The organism is Rhodopirellula sp. P2 (genome assembly GCF_028768465.1).
In the GTDB taxonomy this organism is placed as follows: Bacteria; Planctomycetota; Planctomycetia; order Pirellulales; family Pirellulaceae; genus Rhodopirellula.
The window spans coordinates 5,677,519-5,702,426 of the sequence record NZ_CP118225.1 but is presented as its reverse complement, the minus strand read 5'-3'; the positions used below and the strand labels follow the sequence as shown (position 1 = coordinate 5,702,426).

The window sequence follows — 24,908 nt, the reverse complement described above, 5'->3', positions numbered from 1 at the left end:
TTTTTGTTGTTGCTGGAATCGATGATCACATCGGCGAAGTGGATTGCACTGGCGCTGATCGTGCCTGAGTTGTCGCCAAAGATGATTGTGTGTGCGACATCGGTGACCGTGCCCGCGAGATGCGTGAGGCTGGCACTGATCGTCAAGTCTGATGCGAAGGTGAGCGTTCCGGATGCTTTGTTGATCGTCAGTTGTTCCACCTTCGCACCCGCGACCCCCGCCAAGATTTCTTGATCGCCGGTTCCGTCGGCGATGATCATGGTGGTTCCGCTGTAGGCCGCATCGCTGAAAACCATGTCGCCGGCGACCGTGATTTGACCGCCGTTGAGCGTGCCCGTGTTGAGGAACGTGAAGTCGCCATCCACATCCAGGGTGCCAACGATGACTCGCGTACCAAAGGCGGTGCCGTTCAGAATCACGTTGTCGAACGTGGCAGATCCTGCGGAGATCGTCGTGTTGTGCCCTTGGAATTCGACTGTGTTGCCGCCTGCGTCAAAGCCGCCGGAGGTGTGCGTGAAGTTGCCGCCCAGTTCGATGTCGTCGACCAGTTGAACGGTGCCGGAAGCCTTGTTGATTTCCAGATTGCCAAGTTCACCGGTTCCGCCGCCGGTCGAGATCTGTTGATCGGTCGTTCCATCGAGAGTCAGAACGCTGGTGCCGGCGATCGCATCATCGGTCGTGGTGACATTGCCCGATGCGGTGATCCCCGCGCCGTTGATTGTTCCGACATTGGTGTAGGTCAGGTCGCCGTTGATGTCCAAGCCGCCGGTGATCGTGATCGTTCCGGTCGCGTTGTTGAACTCGAAGTCGTCGAACGTCAAACCAACCGCATCGATGAGTTGGCTGCCTGTGCCGCTCAAGCTGACTTCGTGCCCAGCAAAGTCGACATTGCCTGACGAGTGAGTGAGATCACCCGATACGCTCAGATCACTTCCGAAAGTGATGGTGTCACCGGATGCGAAATCAACCGAACCGATGGTTCGTGAAGTGTCGATCGTTTGTGCGTCGATCGAATCGAACATCCACGTGCCGCTGAAGTTGTTCGCGCCGCCGGTTTGGGTGTAGTCTCCACCGAAGAACAGGTCCGCGCCACCGCTGCGGAGGTCTGTCACGGTGAAGTCACCATCAACGTCGAGAGTGGCTCCGTTCGCGTTCCAAGTGGTGCCCAGGAAGGTCATGTCGCCGGTCACGTTCAGGTCGCGAACCTGGGTGATCGTGTTCGTGTAGTCCGCGGTCACGATGATCTGCGAAATTGCACCCGCGAACGCCGCGTCGACGGTCGAGGCTTTCGTGCTGGTCGCATCGAACACGACGATGTCGTCGGCTTCGGGGACAAGATCATGGTCCCAGTTGTCTGCGTCGGTCCAGTCGTTGGTCGTTCCGCCCCCGTCCCAGATAAACACGGTCTGGCCAGGATTGACGGTGATGGCGACCGTGGTGGAATCGGTTAGGTTCCCATCATCGACTAATATCGCGAGCGACGCGGATCCGTTGTAGCCAGCCTGTGAGTCGTAAGCCAACGCATCGATTGCCGCATTGATATCGGCGGTCGATCCGCTGAACTGCAGCGTTCCGTCAGTGCCGTCGTTGTCGATGAGCGTCAGCCCATTGGTGACCGTCAGCGTGATGGACGCGTGATCGGCGGTCAGGGTGACGGTCAGATCGTCGCCATCGACATCGGTCGTGTCGACCAATCCATTGAATGACAGCGAGCCACTTTCGGCGACGGTCGCGGTTGCGGGGCCTGTCACGATCGGTGCGTCGTTGATATCCGTGACGGTCAGGTAGGCGTACTTGGTGCCATCACTGATCGACGTTGAACCACCGGTGGTGTTCGAGTTCACTTTGTCGCCGGGCGAACCGGACGTTTGGTCCCATGCACGGACGCTGATCCAAACTTCTTCGCCGGTTTCACCATCAGGGACGTAGCGGACAAGGTCTTCGGCTCGCAACAACAACGCATTGCTAGGATTGACCGTGCCGAAATCGACCCAAGTTCCCGTGCCGTCGAGCTGGTATTGCCAGGTTCCCGCCGAACCGCTGTGGGCCCGAATTGCGATCCCCTCGACCGCCCCGGCGTCGGGATCGGTGATTCGATCGCCTCCCGCACTCGCGATGATCGAAGCAACGGTGTTGCCCGCGTTGTTGAAATCGTCCTCGGAGATGGTTGTGAGTGTCGTTGACCCACCGGTGTCGAAAATCGGTGCATCGTTCACTGCGTCAACCGTGATGTCGACGGTGTCGGTGTTGGTCAGGCCGCCGGCGTCGGTTACCAGGACGGCCAGAGTGTCGCTGCCGTTGTAATTCGCGTTGCCCTGATAGGCGAGCGACGCCAATGTGTTGTTGATCTCAGATTGAGTGCCCGAGATGGTCAGCGTAGCCGAACCATTGACGCCCGATGAAATTGTTGCGGCGCCGTCAAGCGTCACGTTCAGTGTTCCGTTGCTGACGGTGAGAGCGACCGAGGTCACGTTGGTGTCAGCGTCACCCACCGACAAGCCGCTGATTGGCAGAGAGACGTCTTCGGTCGCGGATTGGTCGCCGGGGACGGTCAACGACGGTGCGATGTTGACGCCGAACTCGTTGCCGAACTCGGACGTGCCGATGCCGGTCAGCGTGGCGGTTGCCACAATTGAGTTGGTGTCGACGACACCGCTGACGGTGAGGGTCCCGTTGAAGTTTCCGCTGGCGTCGGTCGTTAGGAAGCCGAGATAGGTTTGTCCTTCGCCGCTACCATCGGATAAGAAAAACTCGACTCGTGCGATGGCAAAGTCAGTGTCATTGGCAGCAGCACCCACGTACCCGGACAGGGACAAGTCGGTCCCGTCTAAGTTGGCATCGGTGATGATTGGATGATCGATGCCGTCATTGGCTTGGTCGGTGTCCAGGATTCCGTCGTTGACATCGGTGTCAGCATTGTCGATTCCGAGACCGGTGTTGTTGTAGACCGAGTTCATGGAGATGACAGCGTTCTCGGCTTCATTGAAGCCGGATCCATCGCCTCGCACAACGATCGCATTGGTATTGTCGTGAACGATGTTGTAACGAATGGTTTCGTCAACGGATCCATAACCAGCCACGATGGCACCGTAACCGGTTGTGTTTCGAATCGTGTTGTTTTCCACGATCATGCCGGTTCGTGGGCCATAAAACGTGCCGATCCCGAAACCACTTGTCACGCCGTCGACCAGGTTGCCAGCTACCGTCATGTTGTTGCTGTACGCACTGATTCCGAACTGGAACGCACCGGCGATTTCATTGCCTGAGACGAGAGCATCGATGGAATCGGAAACACCCAAGGCGGTGATCACGCCAGTGCCGGCGTAGCCGAAGTAGTTGCCCGTGACGATGGCGTTCGCTGAACCGCTGAACGAGACGAAGTTGCCGGCGGTTCCGGTGGCCCCGTAGGAGGTTCCGTCTGCGGATGTACCGATCAACGAGTTGGCCAAGACGCCGTTGTCGCCACTGAAATTCAACAGAGCGCTGGTGGTGGTTCCGTCCGAACTTTTGCGGATGGCAACGTCACGTAGTTCCGCGTCATCCCCTTCGAAGACTAGGACGCGGGACCCGCTGCTGCTGCCGACGATTTCAAGTTCGGTGCGTTCGAATTGTGCGATGGTGACATCGTCGCCGGTCCCTAAGATCCCGTCGGCACCCAGTCCGACGGTGCCGCCGGTGCCGATTTGCCCGGCATTGGAATTGAGCACCGTGGTTCCGTCAGCGGACGAATAGGCCGTTCCGTCGAGGATCGTTTGCATGTCTTCGATCGTGGAAAGCAACGATGTCAACTGAATCGTCCACCAATCGCTTCCATTGCCGTCAGTCGTGTTAGCCGCCACTCCTGGCACGAATCGCATTTCATTGCCGCCGCTGATCGCGTTGGCATTGTCGACGAACTGTCGCAGACTGCCTTGGCCGGAATCGTTGACGTTGGTAACCGCGTTGAAACTGAACCCGGAATCAATGTTCGCAACGTCCGTGCCGCTGACGTTCACGCGAGTCACGTGTTGTGCGGTCAACAACGATGCTGTGTTGTCATCGATTCCCGCGTTCCGACCGCCGAACAAGGAACCATCCGAACTCAGGAATCCGGTCCCGCTGGCCGCACCAGCGACGCCATAGGTTTGCTCCGCTTGCACATCGTTGATGTCATGACCGCCGTTGTATCCGGCGTTTGCGGTGATGGTGTTGGAGTCGATGATGACGAAGTAGGTGTCGTCTAGCAAACTGCTGAACGAGTAGAATCCGCCGGCGTCCGTCGTGGTGGTGGCGTAGAAGGAATCGCCCGCCGAAATCACTCCGTCGTCGTCGGTGTCTTGGTACAAGTAAACGGTCGCGCCGTAGACACCGACCGCATCGCTGAGCACGGAATCACCGTTGACGTCTTCCAGGACGTTGCCTTCGACGCGATATGCGTTATTGACATCGATCGTCATGGTGTTCGGTGTGGTGTCGGTGTCCACGCCACCGTCGTTGGTGCCACCGTCATCACTGACGCTGAAGGTGAAGTCGGTGTATGCGCTGCTGGTTTCTCCCGCAATCGGCTGGAACTTCAGCTGTCCCGCGTCGATGCTGGCTTTGGTGACGACTTGGTTTGCCACGATTGCTTCGCCGGCATCCAAAACGCCATCGTTGTTTGCATCGAGATACAGAGTTCCCTTGTCGGTCAATGTGTTGAGAACAACCGATTCAAACGCATCGCCGTCGACATCACCAAAACCAAAGTCGCTGGCGACGAACGCGTAGCCTTGATCCCGTAGCGTCGTGACGGTGTGGTCGGTGCCGGTCGGAGCGTCGTTGACGTTGTTGATCGTCAAGTCGGCCGTTTCGGTGTCCGATGAAAAGGCGGATGTGCCACCGTTCGTGCTGGCATCTTGTAGAGAACCATTGGTGCCGACGCTGCGGTCCCAGGCGCGGAACGTGATTGCATCGCTGATGGTTCCGTTGTAATCGGCGTTGCTTTCAAAGTAGACACGGGTGTTGCTGTTCGCATTCAAAACGAGTGCGGAGGAATCGCTGACAGCTCCCACGGCGGTCCAGGTGGTGCCGCCATCGGTTGTGTACCACCAAGTTCCGTTGGTCGTGTCGACCGCGGTCACTGCGATTCCGACTTGCGAGTTTGCATCGACGTCTGAAACGTTGCTGCCCAATTGCACCAGGGAAGTGATCACCGTTCCGACGGCACCGGATGGAGGTCCTGCGTCTTCGAGCTGGGTTGTCAGCGAAAGATCACCGCTGTTGTCGAGCACCGGAGCATCGTTGATTGGGACAACGGTCACCGTTGCGATCGCAGGAGTCCCGCCCAAGCCGGCGTCATCGTCGGAAGTCGACGCCTGAATGTTGAAAGTGCTGGTGCCGTTGAAGTCGTCGTTCGGCTTGAATTCCAGTCCCGCATTGCCTTCCGCAATCGTGATGAATGATCCATTGGCGATTTCGGTGACGCCATCGCTCTTGTACAGGGTGCCGTCGGTGATGCCCGAGATTTTGTAATGCGAAACCTCAATGCCATCGGATGCACTGCGAGTGATCACCAAACCCGAGCTCGACTGAGTGTCTTCGTTCGTTGTCGTATCAGTTACTGAGGGAGTATCGGCGATAGCATTGACGACCAAACTGGCCGTGTCGGTATCTGACGAAAAGGCAGTGCTTCCACCCGATAGCGAGAACGCGGCCGCAATTTGTACGTTGTCGACTCGGATCTCTTTACCACCACCGTTGTCGCTATCGATGAAGCGAATTTGAGTGTGGTCGGATGTGAACGCTGAAATGTCATAACTCTTGGTGCCGGTACTATTGCCTGCAGCTATGGTTTCCAATGTGGTCCAACTGCTGCCACCGTTGCTGGAAACTTGGATGCGGAAATTGCCTCCGCCAACCAAATTGTTAGCTGTCAAATCGAACGAGAGCGTGGCCGAGGTCGCAGCACCTAGATTGGCCTCGCGATAGATATAGCGACCGCCGTTGGCCTCGCTAAGGTTGAGCTGGCCGCCGGCGACAAAGTAGTCGCCGCTAGTGGCACCGCCGCCGGAGGAATCGTTTTCGATCCAGTCGGTTGACCACGAGAGTGATCCGTTGTTCTGACTGTAGGACGTTGTACTGAAAGTATCTAGGTAAGTTCCCGCTTCGGTGCTAGTGTCCGCCGTGCCACCGTTGGTACCGCTCGTTTGATCCCAAGCTCGGAAGGTGATCGCATGGGTAAGCGTGCCGTGATAGTCCGCGTTGGGTTGGAAGTAGAGACGTGTGCTGCCGTCATCGGCCAGCAGGCGGGCGTTCGATTCGCTGACTGTCCCCATCGCGTTCCAAGTGCTGCCATTGTCCGTTGAGTAGAACCAGCTGCCGTTGCTGTCGTCCACTGCGGTGATCGCAATCCCCAAACCGGCACCGCTGTCGGCATCCGTGATATTGTCGTTTTCACCCGCTGGCGTAGCGAAGTCGACGAGGGAGGAAATGGGCGTTCCGACGACTCCGGATGGCGCACCGGCATCTTCGTCGATCGTATCGAGCGACGGACTTTGCGTGTCGTCGAGCACCGGCGCGGAGTTGATATCAACAACCGTGATCGTCGCGGTCTCCGTTGCCGAGCTGTAGGCAGTCGTCCCGCCATTGGTCGAGATGTCGACCTTTGAGCCTTCGGCACCCGAGGACTGGTCCCAGGCCTGAAAGTCAATACTGGCGGTAGTGGGGCTGGTTCCGTTGGGAATGAAGCGAACACGATCTGAGTCTCGCAGCAGCAGCGCGGACAACTCACTGACCGATCCGATGTTCGTCCAGGAGCCGCCATCGTCAGTGGAGTACTGCCAAGTGCCGTTTCCGCTGTCCAAAGAAGTGATCGCAATCCCTTCGGGGTCGCTCGCATCCACGTCCGTGATGCGATCGCCTCCAGCACTCGCTAGCATGGCTCCCACAGACTGACCATCGTTGTCAGTCTGGTATTTGGTGATCGATGACAGAGTCATGTCGCCGGTAATGTCGATGCTCGGCGCGTCGTTTGCGACGGTGATTTCGATCGCACTCGTTTGCGTGGCACTGTCGAGCGATCCGTCATTAACCGTCCAACTGACTGTCCGATCGCTTGTGTCTGGATTGTCGGACGTATTTTCGTACGTGATGCTACGAAGTGCTGTTTGGTATTGCTCGACCGTTGCCGTTCCCGTCAGTGTGAGGATACCGGCTGCACTATCCCAGGATCCGGTGATACCGAGTTGATTGGTGAATTCCAGCACGTCTTCGCCTGTGACGTGACCGCTGGTGATGGAGACGGTGGCCGATTCCAGATTCGTGTCATCGACGTCCGACAATGTGATCTCGGGGGCGACCACCGTGGCTGGATCATTTTCGGTGTATTGAAGTGTCCCGCCAGCGACCGACATGCCGGAGGCAAGGTCTGCAACATCGCTCGCCGAGATCACCGAATCGAAGATCGCAATGTTGTCGATCGCTCCCTGAAGACGCTTGTCAGACGTCCAGTTCGAGCTGCCGATGTAGTTTTCATCCCAAGTCGAATAGTCCGGCGTGCCTCCGACGTTGACGGATCCCGCGCTGGCTCCATCGATGTAAAGACTCAATTGTCCGCTTGAACTGAGCGTCACGGCGTAGTGGTGCCACTCGCCCTCAATTCCGTCGAGCGCATCGGTCACGGTAATGTTCCACAGTTCGGCCGGACCGTCGTAGACGGTCACCTGCAGGTTGTCAGTCGATCCAACCCGGCCCAAGTAGACGTTGTTATCGTTCGCCCCACCACCGAAACTGAAAATGGTTTCCCAGAATCGGTCGCCGCTGCCAGCGTCAAACCGGACATCCGCTGCGAACGAAAACTCGCCTGATGTGGCAACGCCCGGGATCGAGCTGATGCTCACTGGGTGGGTCGCCGAGTTGACGTTGTCATTGGGAAATAGCAATCCGCTGCTACCACCGTTGCCGCTGCCGCTGTCAATCGTGACCGGCGCGTTGACAGTGATAGCTGGTCCGCCACCAACGCCGGACGCCGTGCCGCCTTCAAAATCGTAGCTCGTGACCGCGTCTCCAACCGGAATCGTAACGACGGGAGCGTCGTTGGTCGCATGGACTTTGACGATCAGGTTTTCGGTAGCCGAGTCCATTTCGCCATCGTTTTGGACGAACGTGAACGTTCGGTCGGTGACATCGGGATTGTCGGATGTGTTTTCGAACGTGATCAGCTTCAATGCCGATTCATAGTCATCGTGCGTGACGGATTCAGGCGTGTCGCTGGTGAGAGTCAACGTGATCGTACCGTCGGCGGTCAATTCGCCGGCTGGCACTCCCGAGACGGAGATCCCCAACGCTTCGATGGCAACGACGTCGACGTTCAGAATGTCACCCGCCTTGCCGTTGGTCAGTTCAATGGTGACGGATTCTGTGTGCAAATCATCGGCGTCGGTGATTTGTACGTCGGCGTCGACGATGCCAATTGCCGGGCCGCCTTCGGTGTAGACCGTGGTTCCGGTGGTGGCGGTGACGGTGAAGTCAGAAACGGTCAGTTCGGTGGCGGTGTCCGTGTAATTCGCGAGCACCAAGGGGCTGATGTACGCGGTGCCATGACGGAACATGCTGTTGCCGGCGCCGCCATCAGTAATCGTGCCGCCGCCGATGGTCGCGGTGTAGGTCGTGGGGCTTTCCGGGATCGGTTGCGATGAAAGCAGTGGGTACTGGAAGGTGCCCCCATTGGAGGTCGCATTGCCGACGGCTTCTCCCGCTTTCAATTCCGGTCCGGCCCAGGCTTCTCGCAACGTGATGACGTTGCCGGAGATCGCACCGGCGTCCCAAAGGTCGGTTTGGACGTTTCGGGTATAGGTGTAGTCGGCGTAGGTGTATCCGTCGCTGTTGGTGTACCCGTACCAAGCGATTGATCGACCGTTGGATGAACCGCCGTCAAACCATCCGGATGCGTCGGTCAGGACGATCTGAGTCGCGCCTGGGACCAAGTCGACCGCCAAGGTGGTTCGTGCTGATCCGGAATAGAGTCCGACGTGGTTTCCTGTAATCTCCAGTCCGTCGCTGTCGTAACTGGTGAATCCGAGGTAGTGGTACTCGGCGGGATCGCTGTTGGCGGTGGAGACCGTGACCGACAACTCGTAGGTTTGGTCGGGATCAATCGCGATCCTATCGTCCGCGTTGAAATTGTTTTTGCCGGTGACCGTGATGGTGTCTGAGCCGCCGAATTCACTGGTGAATTGATCGAAGCCGGAATCAATTGATCCCGCTTCGTTTCCGTTCAGAATCGTGACCGTGTGATCGGCTTCGAATTCCAGATACGCAGGTCCGTTGATGCCGTCAGCATAGTCGTCGATGTAGACGCCGGTCGTGCCATCGAATCGACGGATTTTGTCGGCGTCTTGGTCTGCAACGTAAAGGTTCCCATCGGGGCCAAACTCGATCCCGGTTGGGCTTTGAAGATTGGCGCCCGTGGCGATAAAGAGATCGATCAGGGATCCGTCAGTGGGATCCAAGCGTTTGATTCCGTTTGAAATGTCAGAGACATAGATGTAACCGTCGGGACCAATCGTGATGTCTTCCGCGCCGGCCACTGTCGGTGAATTGAAGGACGCGTCGAGGTTGCCATCGCCGTCAAAGCGAAGGATTCCCGTGGCACCGGTACTGGTGACGTACAGATTGCCAGCGTCGTCAAAGGTCAGACCCAGTGGATCATTGAGTCCGCCGGTGCCTGCAGGAACGAACACGTCAATGAAGTTGCCGTCGGAGTCGTAACGCAACACGTTGTCGTCGTATCGGCTGGTAAGGTATAGGTTCCCATCGGGACCAAACGCCATTCCGGATGCGTTGGATAGATTCGGGTCACCGGCCGAGATGAAGGTTCCGATGAACGTGCCGTCGGATGCGTACTCCAAAACGTTTCCGGTGGAGAATCCTGAAATCAAATACGTTCCATCTGCTGTTCGAACAATTCCGGCATGACCTGTGATTCCGTCGGCGGACGGCGCGAAAACGTTGACCGAGGTTCCTGATTCACCATCAAGTCGGACCACTTCGCTGCCTTCGTACAACGGGACGAGCGCATCGGCTTCAAACCATTGGCCGTCTTCGTCTTGGGCACTGACGGTGATGTCGTAGGTCATCCCAACGCCGGTATTGGCATAGGTGTGCGTGACGCTGCTAGGATTGCCGGCATGCGTGGTGATGTTGCCGTCACCCCAGTTGACGACCCACTGTGTGATTGTGTCATCCCCGGGATCCACGGCGGATAGATTCAGCGTGTAGACATCGCCACCGGTTGCAGTGGCGGATCCGGTGACAGAAAGCGTGGGAGCGACGTTGTTGACCGTGAGGGTGGTTGAATCGGTGGCGATGCCACCATTGCCATCATCGACTTGGACGCCGATGGTGTAGACGCCGTCATCGTCGATGCCCAAACCAGCCAACCCGAACCAGGTCAAACCACCTCCGAAGCTAGAAAAGTCGTCGTATTGACCGTCGTTATCAAGGTCCCAGTTGTAGGTGAGAGTGTCACCTTCGGGGTCGGAGGATCCACCGGCGGAAAAGTTGAATGGGGTGCCTTCATTGATCACATAGGGGCCGCCGATGTCCGCGACGGGGGCATCCTGGGACCCAGCGATCGTGAGAGTGACGGTCGCCGTGTCGGCGTTTCCGTTGTTATCCGTGACGGTGTAGGTGAACGTGTCCGTCGCGGATTCGCCGTCGTTGAGATATTGGAACGCTGTGCCGGGATCGTAAGTGAAGCTGCCGTTGGATGCGAGGTCAACCGTTGCGCCTGACGCGAGCGTGAACACGCTGCCCACTGCAGCGGAGTTGCCTTCCACCTCGGTGACGGTCAAAGAGTCACCATCCAGGTCGATGTCGTTGAACAGGACCCCGCCGGACGCGTCCACGGTGTAGGTGGCGTCTTCGGTCAGTGTGATGCCGGTCCAAGCTGGCTTCTGCCCGTCTATGCCGATTTTGCTGTTGTGTCCGAAGGTTGAGGAATCAACCACCACTTCATCAGGACTGTCGAATTTGTAATATCCAACCAGCCCCGTTTCCGTGCCGGCCAATTCGGCCGTCAAGTTGGCTTGAATCTCCGCTTGGGTTCGAGCGACGTTCCAAACTCGGACATCGTCGATTCCGCCAAGGAAATACTGGTCGGTCGGATTGTTCAAACGTCCGCCGATCACCAGATCGTTCTTGGTCGGATGGGCATCCCCGATCGTGCCGCTGCCGGCATAGCTTTCGACCAGTTCACCATTGATGTAGCTGTTGACGGTGCCGTTGTTGTACGAAACGGCAATATGAGACCACTCGGTCGTCGAGACGGTGACGCCTGTATCGTGCCATGCCCAGCCTGGATCGGTGTTGGTGAAGGCCCACCACAGGTTGCCGTTGTCACCGATTCCGATTTCGTACTCACCTTCCTTATTCAGGATCATCCTTGCGAGAAGTGAATCGTCTGGTTTGACCCAGGCTTCCATTGTCATTGTTGCGGACATGGTCAGGTTGGCCGTGTCTGCGATGGTGATCATGTCGTCGCCGTCAAACACGAAGTGTCCGTTGTTGTCGGCGGCGTAGACGGGACCATTGATCGCGAACTGAGCGGAGAACTCAGACGTCTCGTCGGTGTTTTGATTGGTCGCTGTCGCCGTGACGAAGTCGCTTGCCGAAACAAATTCCGTCAAAGTGGTGCTGAAGGTTGCGTTGCCCGAACCGTCAGTGGTGACTTCGATGGAACCCAGGAAGGTGCGGCCCTGGCCGTAACCGTTTGCGTATTCCGCCGAATCGAAGAACTCCAGCGTGAACGTCGTGTTCGCTGTGCCGTTGAAGGTTCCGTCGATCGTGATTTGCGATCCGTCGCTGACCGCTGATGTGATGACAGGGAAGTTTTGCAGCGAGTTGCCACCGGTGTCCGTGTCGCCAGCGTCGTTGGCGGTGTAGTAAGGGGCTGTGCCGACATTGACGTCGTCGCCCGAACCCTGCAAATCGATGCCAACAATTCCGCTGGCAGCGTCACCTTGCCGAGACAGGATGGTGCCGTTGCCGTCGATCGAGTTTTCGGTGATCTCAATGGCATAGGCACCATCGTTGACCAAAATTCCAGCGCCGTAGTTGTCGGCAATGATGTTGTGGATTAGCGAGATGTTGTGGGTGCCGCTTCGCAGTGCGATGGCATCGTACTGCACGTGCGAACCGGTGATGGGGCCGACGGCGTTGCCGACGACTGTGTTGTTACTGATCGAGATGCCGCTGGAGGATCCCGATAGGATGATGGCTTGCGTGGAACTGCCGGTGAAGTAGTTGCCATCGATGGTGCCGCCAGTCGATGCGTTCATTGCGATCGCGTCACCGTTGCTGTAGTTGTATCCGCTGTTGATGAACTGGTTGCCGGAGACCGTCCAATTGTCGGACCCATTGCTGGCGTGGAATCCCGTCGCTTTGGAATACGCAAAGATATTGTTGGACAGCGTACCGTTGTCCGCGCCCACTGATTCGACATGGTTGAAGTTGTTCAGTGCGGCACCGGGATCGACGATCCCGGTGGGAGCCACCCCAAAGACGTTCGATTTGATCACGGTGTCCAGGGCAGCATCTTCGATGTGGATGGCGGCATCGGAAGTGAATCCGTACATCGAGAATCCTTGCACCGTCACCGTATCGGCACCCACGACAATCCCACTGAAACCGGCTGCGCCCACGATTGCGATTTCAGGGCGCTGGACGTCGCTGATGGCTTGGCCGTTCGTGCCTGCCTCGGTCACCTCACCAAGTGTGCCCGGGTTGACGTTCGCGCCAAAGACCGTTTGTGAGGTTCCGTCGAGGATGACGGATTCGGTGATCGTCGGCAGCGCAGCGGTGAGCGAAATTTGCCAGTACGCATCGGTTCCCGCCGTTCCGGTGTACCCCGAATCGGTGTCCAGAATCGCAAAGTTGATGGTGTCTTGGCCGAGCGTGTTGTTGGCGGCTATGATCGCTTCACGAAGCGAGATTTCACCATCGGTACCGCCGCCAACGGCGTGCAGTTCCTCGATCGTGTAGCTGGCACCCAATCCGGTGTCGTCGACATCGGAGGTGGTGGTGACGTTCAGCGTGGTGCTTTGCACGTCCAGCACGGTGACCGTGATTGTCTGGTTGTCGGTGTAGAGTCCATCGCTGACCTGGACCGTGACCTCGTACACGTTGTCCAGATCGCTGTCATCCGCGTTTTCGTAGTCAGGTGGGCTGACAAACGTCAAATTGCCTGAGGCGTCGATCGCGAAATCGTTTTGGTCGGTTCCGCCGATGATCGAATACGTCATCGTGTCGCCCGGCAAGTCGCCATCGCTGACGGTGACCTGAGTCACGAAGGACACGGTTTCATCCACGTTGATGCTGGCGGTTGCCCCACCACCATCGCTGGTGATCGTGACAACGTTGTCATTGACTGGGGTCAACGTGATGTTGAACGAACCCGTCGATGCCGTGCCGGACCCGTCATCAACGCTGAACGAGAAACTGTCCGAAAAGTCTTCACTGCCGTCGTGGTCGTAATAGACCCGGCCGGCGTTGATGTCAGCTTGTGTGAACGAGGCGGTTCCCATGCCGTCCATCATGAGCTGCCCGAAACTCGGGTTTCCCGTTACCGTGTAAAGTAATTCAGCGGGGTTGTTGTCGACATCCGTGGTTTCCAGCATCGTGGAGTTGATGACGTTGAAAGACGATCCTTCAAAGAACGTCGCGCCGTTATTGGTCGAAACGGTTTGTTCGTCGTTGATATCGGTCACATTGATCGTCACCGTATCGTCGACTGTGCTGAACGCCGTCGCACCGCCGCGTGTGGTCACGTTGGCGCCGGGCCCAGCGGTTTCTGCGGTTTGATCCCAGGCGTAATAGTCCAACGTCATCGTGCCGCCGTTTTCACCGTCGGGAGTGAAACGGAACAAATCCGTCGCCCGCAGCAACGTCGCGTTGGTCTCAGACAACGAATCGAACGTCTGCCATGAACTGCCGCCATTGGTGCTGTATTCAAGCGTTCCCGCGTTTCCGGACTGACCGTAGACCGCGATTCCTTCGACGGCTCCGGCGTCAACGTCGCTGACGCTTGTATTCAGCATGGCGGAGACGTTTGCCATAAATGCGCTGGAGTTCTCGGTCGTGTTGTATGTCGGTGTCCAGGGAGACATCACCGGCGCGTCGTTGACGGCATTCACCGTGATGTCGACGGAATCACTATCGCTTGAAGCACCGGGGACGCTGGCCAAGTCAGTGATGTCGGTGGCGGTCAGTGCAGTGTTGTAGACACGCACATCGTCCATGAAACCGTGGAAGTCGTAGCCGTCGGGTGACAATCCGCCAATGCGGGTTTCGCTGCCGGTGTAATTGATCGATTCCGTGATGGTTTTGGTCGCAACTTCAGCACCATCGAGATACAGCTTGGCGGTGTCGGCTGCATCGTCGAATGTGAACGCAACGTGTCGCCATCCGGTTCCTGCGACTGTCGCAGAGAACGTGATGGATTGCGTGCCCGACCCGTCGTCAAAGAACGCGACCAATTGGCCAGAGGCATTGTCCAGTCGAAAACCGAGACTGCTGCTGATCTGAATGATGCTCGAACCGTTTGTATCCGCGGTGGTCAGGTTGACCCATGCCGCCAATGTGACATCGGTCGGTTCGTCCAGCAACGTGTTGATCAACACGTAATCACCGTCACCGTCGAGTGACAAAACGTCTCCGTGAACAGGGTCACTGTCAATGAATGCATTGCCTTCCAGCGAACCGTCGTTCAAACCCGTTGGGCTGGAATCGATTCCTGCATCGCTGGCGCTGAAGGTGTAGTAACCATCCAGATCGCCACGAATGTTCAATTGATAAATCGTCTCGTCGGTCGTCGAAATGGTCAGCGTGTCGACGCCGTTGACATTCGTCAGAGGACTGTATTGCAAACCATCGAGAGCGTCGTTGATGTTGCTGGTCGTCCCGTGCATCGTCATGGTGCCACTGCCATTGGCACCTGCAACCAACGTCAGTCCGGTGGTTTGGCTGAGTGTCAACGTGCCGTTGTCGACAGCGATCGTCACCCGGATGATGTCACTCGCATCATCGCTGATCAGAATTTGATTGTTGTTTCCGGCGCTGAAGACCAAAGTCGTGTCTTCGTCAGTCGTTTGGTCGTCAGGGATGATGATGGTTGGTGCATCGAGAGCGTCGGTCAGGTTGATCGTGACCACTTCGCTGTAGACCAAACTGCCACCGTCGGTGACCATGACTGTGACGTCATGCGAACTTGCGATTTCAAAGTCGAGCTGAGTTCCGTCGTCGACGGTGATGACACCCGTGTTGGGATCGATCGAGAATCGACCGTCGGCGTCGTCACTGAGATCGAAGGTGTGGGAATCGCCAGCATTGGGGTCCGTGACGGTGACCGTGCCGACGATGGTTCCGGAGTCGGAGTTTTCGGCGATCGTGTTCGTGTCGAGGACGACGTCAGTGGGGGCGAAATTGGTCGGCTTGGGATTGATGACGAAGACTTCGTCGTAGGTGTTGCCAACGCTATCGGTGACACGGATCGTCACACTTCGAGGAGGATCGTTTTCAGCGTCGAAAGCTGCCCCCGCTTTGACTTTCAGGTGACCTTCGACGATCTCAAAGTCATTGGTGTCCGATGCGACGATTTCGTAGGTGTGCGTGTCGGCGGCGTCCGGGTCGGTCGTGGTGAACTTGCCGATGATCGCACCGGTCTCGGTGCTGTCGACGAGGCCTTGTGTGTAGACGCGTTGCTGGACAACGCTTCCCATTTCGCGGTCGTAGGTGGTCCAAGCAAAGATGAGCGAGCCGTCGGCGCGTTCGGTCAGACTCGGTGCAACATTCCATCCATCAGAAGTGTCGCTGACGCGGAACTCATCGCTGGTCGCGGTTCCCGTGGCGTCGAACGTTCGGCCCCAGATCGCGGCGCTTTGACCTTCCCCGCTGCCGATCCATGTGGCAGCGAAACCTCCGGTGCTGAGTGATTGAAGTTTGACGGAGTCCTGGTCCCCGGCGGTGATTTGTGAGAGTAGAAATTCGCTTCCGCTGGGCGTCCCATCGGCTTCCAATATTTGAGCGTAGACGCCGTATCGACTCCCATCGGTGCCACTGCTTTGCCACGCCACGGCGTACTTGCCGCTGGAGAGGGTGACGACGGAGGGATGAAGTTGCGAACTGTACTCACTGGTGTTGACAACAAATTCGTCATCCGCCGGCGTACCATCGGCATTGAACAGTCGTGCCTTCACGCCCCAACCGCTGCTGTCGCCGGTGGAATCGCCCCACGCGACTAGGAACTTACCATCCGTGCCATAGCTCACTTCACCGTGGTATTGGACACCCGCAACATTCTGGTTGACCATCGTCTCGACGCCGACCTTGTTGCCCGCGGCGTCGAAGCGTTGGAAGAGTTGCTCGTAGGAGTTCGCGACGCTGTCAAACTGCGCACTCATGTAGGTGACAACGAAGCTGCCATCATCGGCCACCGCGATGTCGGGCGTTTGTTGTACGGAATCGGTAAAGGTGTTGGCCAGTTGTTCGCTTCCGATCAGCGTACCGGAACTGTCGTAACGAGCGACCATCACTCCGTAGCTGTTGCCATCATTGGTGGTCGTCCAAGCGGCAACAAACCCGCCGCCCGGCAAGGCTTCCACGGCTGGATAAAGGTCGCTGGTTGCTGTTTCAGTGTTCAGCACAAACTTGGCACCGACAGGATCGCCCGCCTCGTCGTAGATCTGAGCAATGATCCCAGCCGAATTCCCACCTGTGGCTTCGAATCCGTAGTTGTGCCAGAGTGTGATGTGGCCACCACCGGCGAGTGCTGTGACGTGAGGGAAGAGATTGCCGACCTGAGCGAACGTTTCGGTTTCTAAAATGTCGGATTCGGGAGTTCCATCTACATCGAAGTGTCGACGGAATACTTTGTCGTTCGTTTCGGTGGCTTCGGAGTAGTTGCTGGTCTTTTCCCATGCGAAAACGATTTCACCGTTCTCGAGTTGGGCGAGGCTGGGAAACAGCTGTTGATAGTCGACAGCTTCTGTGCTGACGGCAAACTCGTTGCCGACCATATTTCCGGCGTTGTCGTAACGGGCAGCCAGGATTCGGCCGTTTGTTCCTGAGTCATCGGATGTGAAGGTGACGAGGAAGCCGCCATCGTCAAGCGAAATGACTTGGTGTTGAGCTTGATTGCCGACCGTGGAAGTGTTCAGGATGAACTCGTCTTTTTCGACGGTTCCGTTCACGTTGTAGATCTTCCCGTAGATGCCGTAACCACTGCCGTCGGAAGATTCGTAGGTCACCAGAATGCGGTCGGCATCCAATTGAACCATTTCGGCGGAATGCTGAGTCCCGCTGGTTGTCGTGTTGACAAGGAACTCCGTCCCGTTGGCAGTTGCGTCGGCATTGTAGAACCGGCCCATGATTGCGGGGCCGGATCCGTCATCGGCGGTGTTGTCGCTCCGCCATGTCAACAGAAAGCTGCCATCCGCGAATCCAGCCACCGCGGGTTGGTATTGGTTGCCCGTTTGCGTGGTCGCATGTATTTCGACACCGACGGCAGTGCCTGTCGAATCGTATTTCTGTGCAAACACGTCGGCGTAGTCAGCATAGCCATTGCTGTCTTCGTCCACCTGGCTACGCCATGTGATCACAAACCCGCCATCACCGGTGGATGCCACATCGGCGTAATACTGGTAATAGGTTCCCGTTGTGTTGACCGTGAAGGCATCATCGAGCTCGTTGAAGTCGGCATCGAAACGCTGAGCGCGAATTTCGTAAGCGTTGTCATACCAGGTGACGACGTGAGTTCCGTCTTCCAACGTAGCGACATCAAATTCAAGATCGCTGTAGGTCAGGATTTGCCGGCTCATGATGTCGGGCTCGCCAACCGCCACGCCATCGCTGTCGTAGTGCTGGGTCATGATGTCCCAGCCTGAGTTGTAGTCGTAGTTCGTGTACAGCAACACGTATCCGCCATCGCTCTTGGGAACGACTTCACTGAAGATGTTGCTGTAACCGGTGTACGTCTGCAGGTTTTCGATCGGCTGGGCAATCAAATCGTCGCCGGGCGTGACCAAGTCGATGTCGGTGGGGGCCGAATTGAAGCTGCCGTTGGCGGTTTCGAAAGTTTGGTCGCTGAAGCGAAACTGTTCGACGCCCGACAACGTGTCGCTACCATCACGCGGCGTGTTGCTGTCCGTGACCGTCCATGTCCCATCCATGTTGTCGGTGATGGTGTAGTCGGATGCTGGCCCGGTGAAGACAGCCACATCGCGACCGATGCCGCCCTCGATCACATCGTCACCGGATCCGCCCGTGATGACGTCGTCCATGTGCTCAGGAAGGATCTCGATCACGTACGCGTGAGACAGCACTTCAGAAGCGTCACTCCAAGTGCCATCCGCGTTCAGGATCAAAGCGTCCTCGTTTTGAGCGCCGTTGGGATCACCCGATACGAAGTTCTCGTAACTGATTGGTGTTCCATCGTTCCACACGAAAGCGTCCTGGTGCCCCGTGTCGCTGGCACCCAACCAGATCGTTGCTCCACCGGCCAACGATTGCACGTAAGCGTTTTCGGCCGCGGTGCCGATTTGCACCAAGCGACCCGATTGCCCGAGCACGCTGAACGATTCGGCTGCTTCTTTGGCGCTGTCCCAATCAGTGGTGCCAGAGACAAGCTTATAGAACTTGCCAGTCGATTCGTTGTAAACGAGCGACGGATCTGCAGCCAACATGTCGGCAACCGTTGTGTCGTCGGCGTCGATGTCGTCGTTTCCGTCACCACCGTAGATCGTGTCATTGCCGCTTCCGGCATGGATGGTGTCGCTGATCACTGCACCACCGTCCGCCGAACCATCCGCGTTGCCACCATAAATGATGTTTCCGCCGCCTGTGCCAGTGATGATGCCATCATCATTTCCGTCGGTCAGGTCGTGGAAGATATCGCTCTGATCATCCACCGAGATGGTCATCGTTTCGGTGTAGCTGTTGCCAGCGGCATCGGTGACCTGCACGCTGATGTCGTGCGAGGCTGCGATTTCGTAGTCCAGATTGGCGTTGCTACCGAGGGTGATCTCACCCGTGTTGCTGTCGATCTCAAACCGGCCATCCGCGTCATCGGTCAGCGTGAACGTGAAGTTGGACAGCACTTCGCTAGCGTCCCATTCGATCACGTACTCAAGCGTTGCGGAGGAGTCATCGGCCCAGTCGTACCATTCACCGGAGACCGATGCAATTGCGACTGCATCTTCTCCCGCTGCGTTCAGACTAGTGTCATTGTCGGGTTCGACGGGCGTGTAGAAATTCGAGTACGCGCCGCTGACTTGGCTGCCGCCGCTTCCACCGGACCAAAACGCATCGCCATCGTTGCTGCCGTCGAGCCATCGCCAATCGCCTTCGGTGGTTTGATCCGAACCGCCCAACCATGCGTCACCACTGAGCATGGACTGAACCAGACTGTTCTCGTACGCCGAACGGACCGTCACAAGCTGGCCACCGATCCCATTGATCGACGAAGCCTGTGCATTGGCAATCGCGGTGGAAAACTGATCGGCTGTTGAAACGTGTCGATAGAACTTGTTCGTCGCCGCGTCATAGGAAAGCGTCGGGTCGTTGTTCAGGATGCTCGAAACGGCTGGCGGTGTTTCCAGCACTTGGATTTCTGCGAGGACTGCTCCGTACGCACCGGACTCAAGGGATTCGAATCGCAAGACGGTTGTGTCGGACGTGGCGGTGAACGTCAGTGTGTAGCGGTTGGACTGTCCGTTGGAAAACGACCAGCCATCGGGCTGGGAAATGGCGATGTCGCGTGATGTTCCAGCTGCACTGACCCGGAAGTCGACATGGTCCTGACCGCCGCTGAAGTTTCCTCCGGCTTCGAAGGTGAGTTGGTATTGTTGGCCAGCAACTGTGGTCAGCGATTGTTTGATCACCCCGGTCGTGTCACCGTTCAGTTCGAGAGCTCGCCCGCCATTCTCTGTTTCGGGAACCACGGATCCCAGAAGATCGACGTTGCCGCTTTCAACCGTCCAATGTCCTAGCGGATCAGCGGTGGTGTAACGAGTGAACGAGCCAGGGTCGCTCGCTTCCAAAAACAAGCCGTCGTCAACGACATCGCTGATCGAATCTGGATCGGTTGGCAGGATATACCCAACGGATGCTCCATCAGCACTGTTTTCGGCAATGTGCAAGTCTTCGACAGGAGTGCTGGCGGTGAAGCCGGCACCAACCGCGTGACCGACGCTTAGGTTGTTTCCGCTGACGACATCAACGACTTCGCTGGACCCGTTGAAGCCATTCATCTGCCAATTGGCGACCAGGTGGCTGGGCAAGTTGCCGCTGTCGAATTTGGCTTGATAGTTCAGTTCGATCTCGGACTCGCTTCGGACTTCGCTCCACACCCGAACATCATGCAACGTGCCGCTAAAGATGTTCGCGGAGTAAACATCCCCGGCGTCATCGGCATCTTGGCCGAGAAGCAATTGCGTTGCCGAGGCGTCATGAAGCTGATGCCCGGTTTCCAGGCCGGTGAGAGCTTCCGCGTACTGCCCGTCAATGTAGAATCGAACATCCCCGTTGGTGTTGTCCCACGAGACCGCGATGTGATGTTGTTCACCATCGAGTAACTGAGTGTAGGTTCCCGCCGTCTGCCGGGAAGTATTCGCGATTACAATCTGCAGCGAGCCATCGGGGTTGATCGCGACTCCGAACTCCGTCTCAATTCCACCCTCTTGATAATCTATGATCGGAATGTAACCACTCGGAACCGAGTCGATTTGGAATGTCGATTCCACGGTCAGTTGAGTCATGTCGCCAAGGACGGGGCGACCATCGGTCAGATAGAGATAGCTGTCATTGCCGCCATCGGTATTCAGTTCGATACCGCTGGACAGGTCGCTCGGCGCGTCGTTGGAATCGATCAGGTCGTTCAACGAAACAGTGAAGACTTCGTCATAAGTATTCGAGTCGACGTCGGTCACACGGATGGTCAATGCATGAGATGCATTGGTTTCGTAGTCCAGCAGCGATCCGTCAGCAACTGTGATTATGCCTGTGCTGCTGTCGATTGTGAAAGCGCCGGCCACTGTTTGCGAATTGATCGCGTAGGTCAGGGCATCGGTTGCATCCAGAACATCGTCAGCATTCCACTCGACGATGTAGCCATTGACGCCATCCCCATCATTGATTTCGTCGTCCCAGTTGCCGTCTGGACGCATCACCAGGTACTCCTGGTTTCCGCCGAAGTTGTTAGGCTCAGCCCCATCAATCCAATTCTGGTACATGCCGTCAGGTGCGTAACCGTCGACACCACCCGTCCAAAACAGATCGGTACTGCTACCCGATTGCTCCCAGTACCATTGACCTTCGCTGAGTCTATCTGTACCGCCGAGCCATAGTTCGATCCCAGCGGTGGAGGTTAAACCGGCGACGATTTCTTGTTCGGCGGCGTTGCGGACGGTTGCTAATTGGCCATTGATACCGCTGAGCGATGCTGCGAGCGCATTGGACCGCGCAACCGTCCAATCCGTGTCGGTCGTCACGACCTCATAGAACTTGCCTGTCTCGACGCTGTAGGTCAGATTTGAATTGGCCGCCAGCAACGAGGCGATCTGTGCTTCCCGTTCGGCGTCAACGGCGGTGACACTGCCCACCACACTTCCGTTGAGTGTGTTTTCGTCAATCGCGAAGGTGAGTGCCGCTTCGCTGTTGCTGAATCCACTTTCGTTGGTGTGCTTGACCGTCAAATTGTTGCCACTGACGGACTCGGTGATAACACCGTTGGCGGAAAGGTCATTGAAATTCCACTGAGCCAGCAAGCCCGATTGGTCAAACGGCACTTCACCTTGATAGCCTTGTTGCATCTCGGCGCTGGTGCGGGCATCGCCAAAAACTCGGGCGTTGAACAGTGTGCCGCTGAACGTCTGGTCGGTCTGGAATGTGCCTTCCACCGAGTCTTGTTCTTGGCCGAAGACGAGCTCACCGCCGCTGGCGATGACGTGGCTTTGTTGCAAGAGCGGATCTCCGGCGAGCACGCGGCTATCGGCGACTTCACCATCGACATAGAAAACCCATTCGCCGGTTCCACCGTCCCAGGTGAATCCCATGCTATGCGTTTGGCCATCAAGAAGGTTTCGGTAGTCCATTGCATCCGAGTACGCACTCGTATTACCGATGGTAAGTTGCAAATCTCCTGTGGTCGTAATGTAGAAGAGCACTTCGTTGCTGGTTGAGCTGGTGGCGTAGGACAGCAGTGGGACACCTCCGCCAGGGTCAGTGCTTTCGAACTGAACCTCGTAACTCAGTGAATCCAGGCCGCCGAGAATCTCGCTTCCGTCATCGGCGAGCAGATACACATCGTTGCCGCCGTCATCGTTGATGTTCAGACCGCCATGGTTGGATGCGTTGGCAGCCAGATCGTATGGGATACCAGATTGAGAGTTGTAGAGCTCGGTCATGTCTGAGTCGTTGACCGCGTAGTTGTACACTCGCACGTCATCGATCAAACCTGTGAATTCGCCGCCAATGGCACCGATATCATACGCACCGATTTTCACCGAGGACGCGCCTACCAAATCGTCGAAGAACACGGTTGTGCTGGCATCGCCTTGCGAATAGGTCACATCCCCACCGGTCAGTTCGACCCCATCGATGAACAGGCTGGTGCCACCTCCATCGGTGGTGAGTGCCACATGATGCCAAGTGTCGTCGTTGATCGTCGCGGTCGAGCTCGCACGCATGGCCGGTGAGCCGCCCGCACTGACCGCCCAAATCAAATTTCCGTTTTCGACCCATAACGTGGCGAAGTTGCTGCTCGTACCGTCGCTCATGTCGAAAATGGTTGAAAATCCTGACGTGGAAAGTTTGACCCACGCCGACACGGTGCCTTCGTTCAAACCCGAAAAACTACTGACGTTTGCCGAGAGGTCCACGTAGGCGTCCGTTCCATCGAGGGTCAGCTTTCCGTCGCCGACTTGGTTGGTTCCAGTCGTTATGTCGACCGACGCGTCACCTTGAAGGATGCCGTCGAGACCATTTCCGCTGCTGTCAGTCGCGTCGGAACCAGAATCGAATTTGTAGTGTGCCAGCAATTCGGGCGCATCGACGTGCTCGTAGGCACCGATATCAGGTGTTCCGTCGCGTGTGACGCCGCGCTGATCTTCGACCGTGGTGGAACCCATCGCTGCGTTGTAAGCAATGCTGCCGCTGTCGATCGCATGGACGGATTGCCCCGATGTGGCATCCACGCTCAACGCGGCTAGCGCAGGATCGCTGCCCAGGATGTCAGTCCCGACGGTACCCGTGACACCGGTGTTGTGCTCGATGATGTTGTAGCCGCCGCTGACTATTGTGCCGTGGATGTCATGGCCGCCCAGGTTGGATGTGTTGTCAGCGAAGATGGAGGCCTCCGCGTTGACCGTTGCAGACGATACATAGACACCGCCACCATAGCCGTTCGCATTCAGCACGTTGTTATCGGCGATTGTCGAATGCACGATGTTCACGGTGCTTCCTGCATTCTCAGCGTAGATCCCACCGCCGTAGAATTCGGCGGTGTTGCCGCTGATCGTCGAGTTGGTGATCGTGGTGGTTCCGTTGTAAACGTGTATCGCACCACCACTGGCTTCACTGGTGTTCCCGATGAACGAGGTTCGATCGAGCGTGGTCGTTCCCCGGGAATAGATCGCTCCGCCGCCGACATTGCCGACGGTGTTGTTGGTGAAGGCCACATCAGTCGCGGTAAACTGGCCCTCGTTGTAAACGGCTGCTCCTTCTTCTGTACCTGACGACGCGCCCGTCAACGTCATGTCGCTGATCGTCAGATTGCCCGCGTTCGTGACGAAGAAAATGCGATCGCCGAGAGAGGATGCATCGAGAATGGTCGTTCCAAGGCCGTCACCGGTGATTGTGATCTGACTGGTGACATCCAAATCGCCCGTGGCGGACGCGTTTTCAAACTGTCCTGTGATGTCCAGAACGTAGGTGCCCGCTCCTAGAACAATCGTGTCAGCGCCGACCGTGTTGTTGGCCGCAATGATCGCCTCGCGAAGTGAGATACCGGTTCCACCCGGAGTTCCTTCAAGCGCGGCGATGCTCGACGTGGTTCCATCGTTCTCGTCTTCGGTGGTCGTTACCGTGATCGTCGCCAGCGTGTCATACCACGATGCCTGTGCCGCGTATCCGAACGCAACGTCTGTCGTCACGTCACCCACGGAGTACTCAAGGATCCAGTCACCACCCAAGTCGGCATGCCCGGTCGCGTCGTCACTGGCGGCGACGTCGCAATTGCAAACCAGCGCCAGCATCTCGATCAGGTCTTGCCCCTCGGTGGTGCTGGCGAGGTCACACCCATAGATCAACAAGTCAGCTTGCGTGTCCAGGGAATGTCCCCAGCTCGCAATGTCGCCGGCAAACGATGGGGCCGAGTCAATGCTGAGACGATCGCTTCCGAGTTGGATGCCTTGTCCGTCACCGTGTGACACCAAATGGATGGCATCCACACCCTGCAACGTCGCCAGTGTGTCGCTGATCTGATCGATCCCACTTTGATCTGACGACAGTCGCACGATCATCCACTGAGAGTCTTCACTTTGATCGCGAAGATTTTGAATCAGTGTGTCGCTGTCTTGCACACCTTCGTCAATGAAGATGACTTCGATCGGACGCGCCGGGTCCATGACGATCGGACCGTCCGCCGGATCGTAGAAGTCTGGTTCGTCTTTGATCCGGCGGGCTTCACCATCGGGGGTCACATCCCCCACCTCCATGTCATCCAGCGCAGCATCGATGGCGTCGAGTTCCGCATTGATTGATTCCAGCAGTTCGGCATCCGGTGCGATAACGTCGATCGCATCCAGGCCTTCGCCGGAGAGCAAGACACGGTCTTCCAGTTGGAAGAAATGAAAATCGCGTTTGCCCATCGCTTTGTCTTCAGAATCGTTAGTTTGCAT

1 protein-coding gene (running past one end of the window) is annotated in these 24,908 nt (G+C 57.1%); it reads right to left on the bottom strand.

From position 1 onward, the window contains the following. A protein-coding gene (locus PSR62_RS20030; RefSeq protein ID WP_274404770.1) for a LamG-like jellyroll fold domain-containing protein crosses the window boundary here: on the bottom strand, positions 1 to 24,908 show its 5' portion. 4,309 nt of this gene lie to the left of the window's left edge; 24,908 of the gene's 29,217 nt are visible here — the first part of the coding sequence; the start codon lies at positions 24,906 to 24,908; its stop codon lies beyond the left edge, outside the window.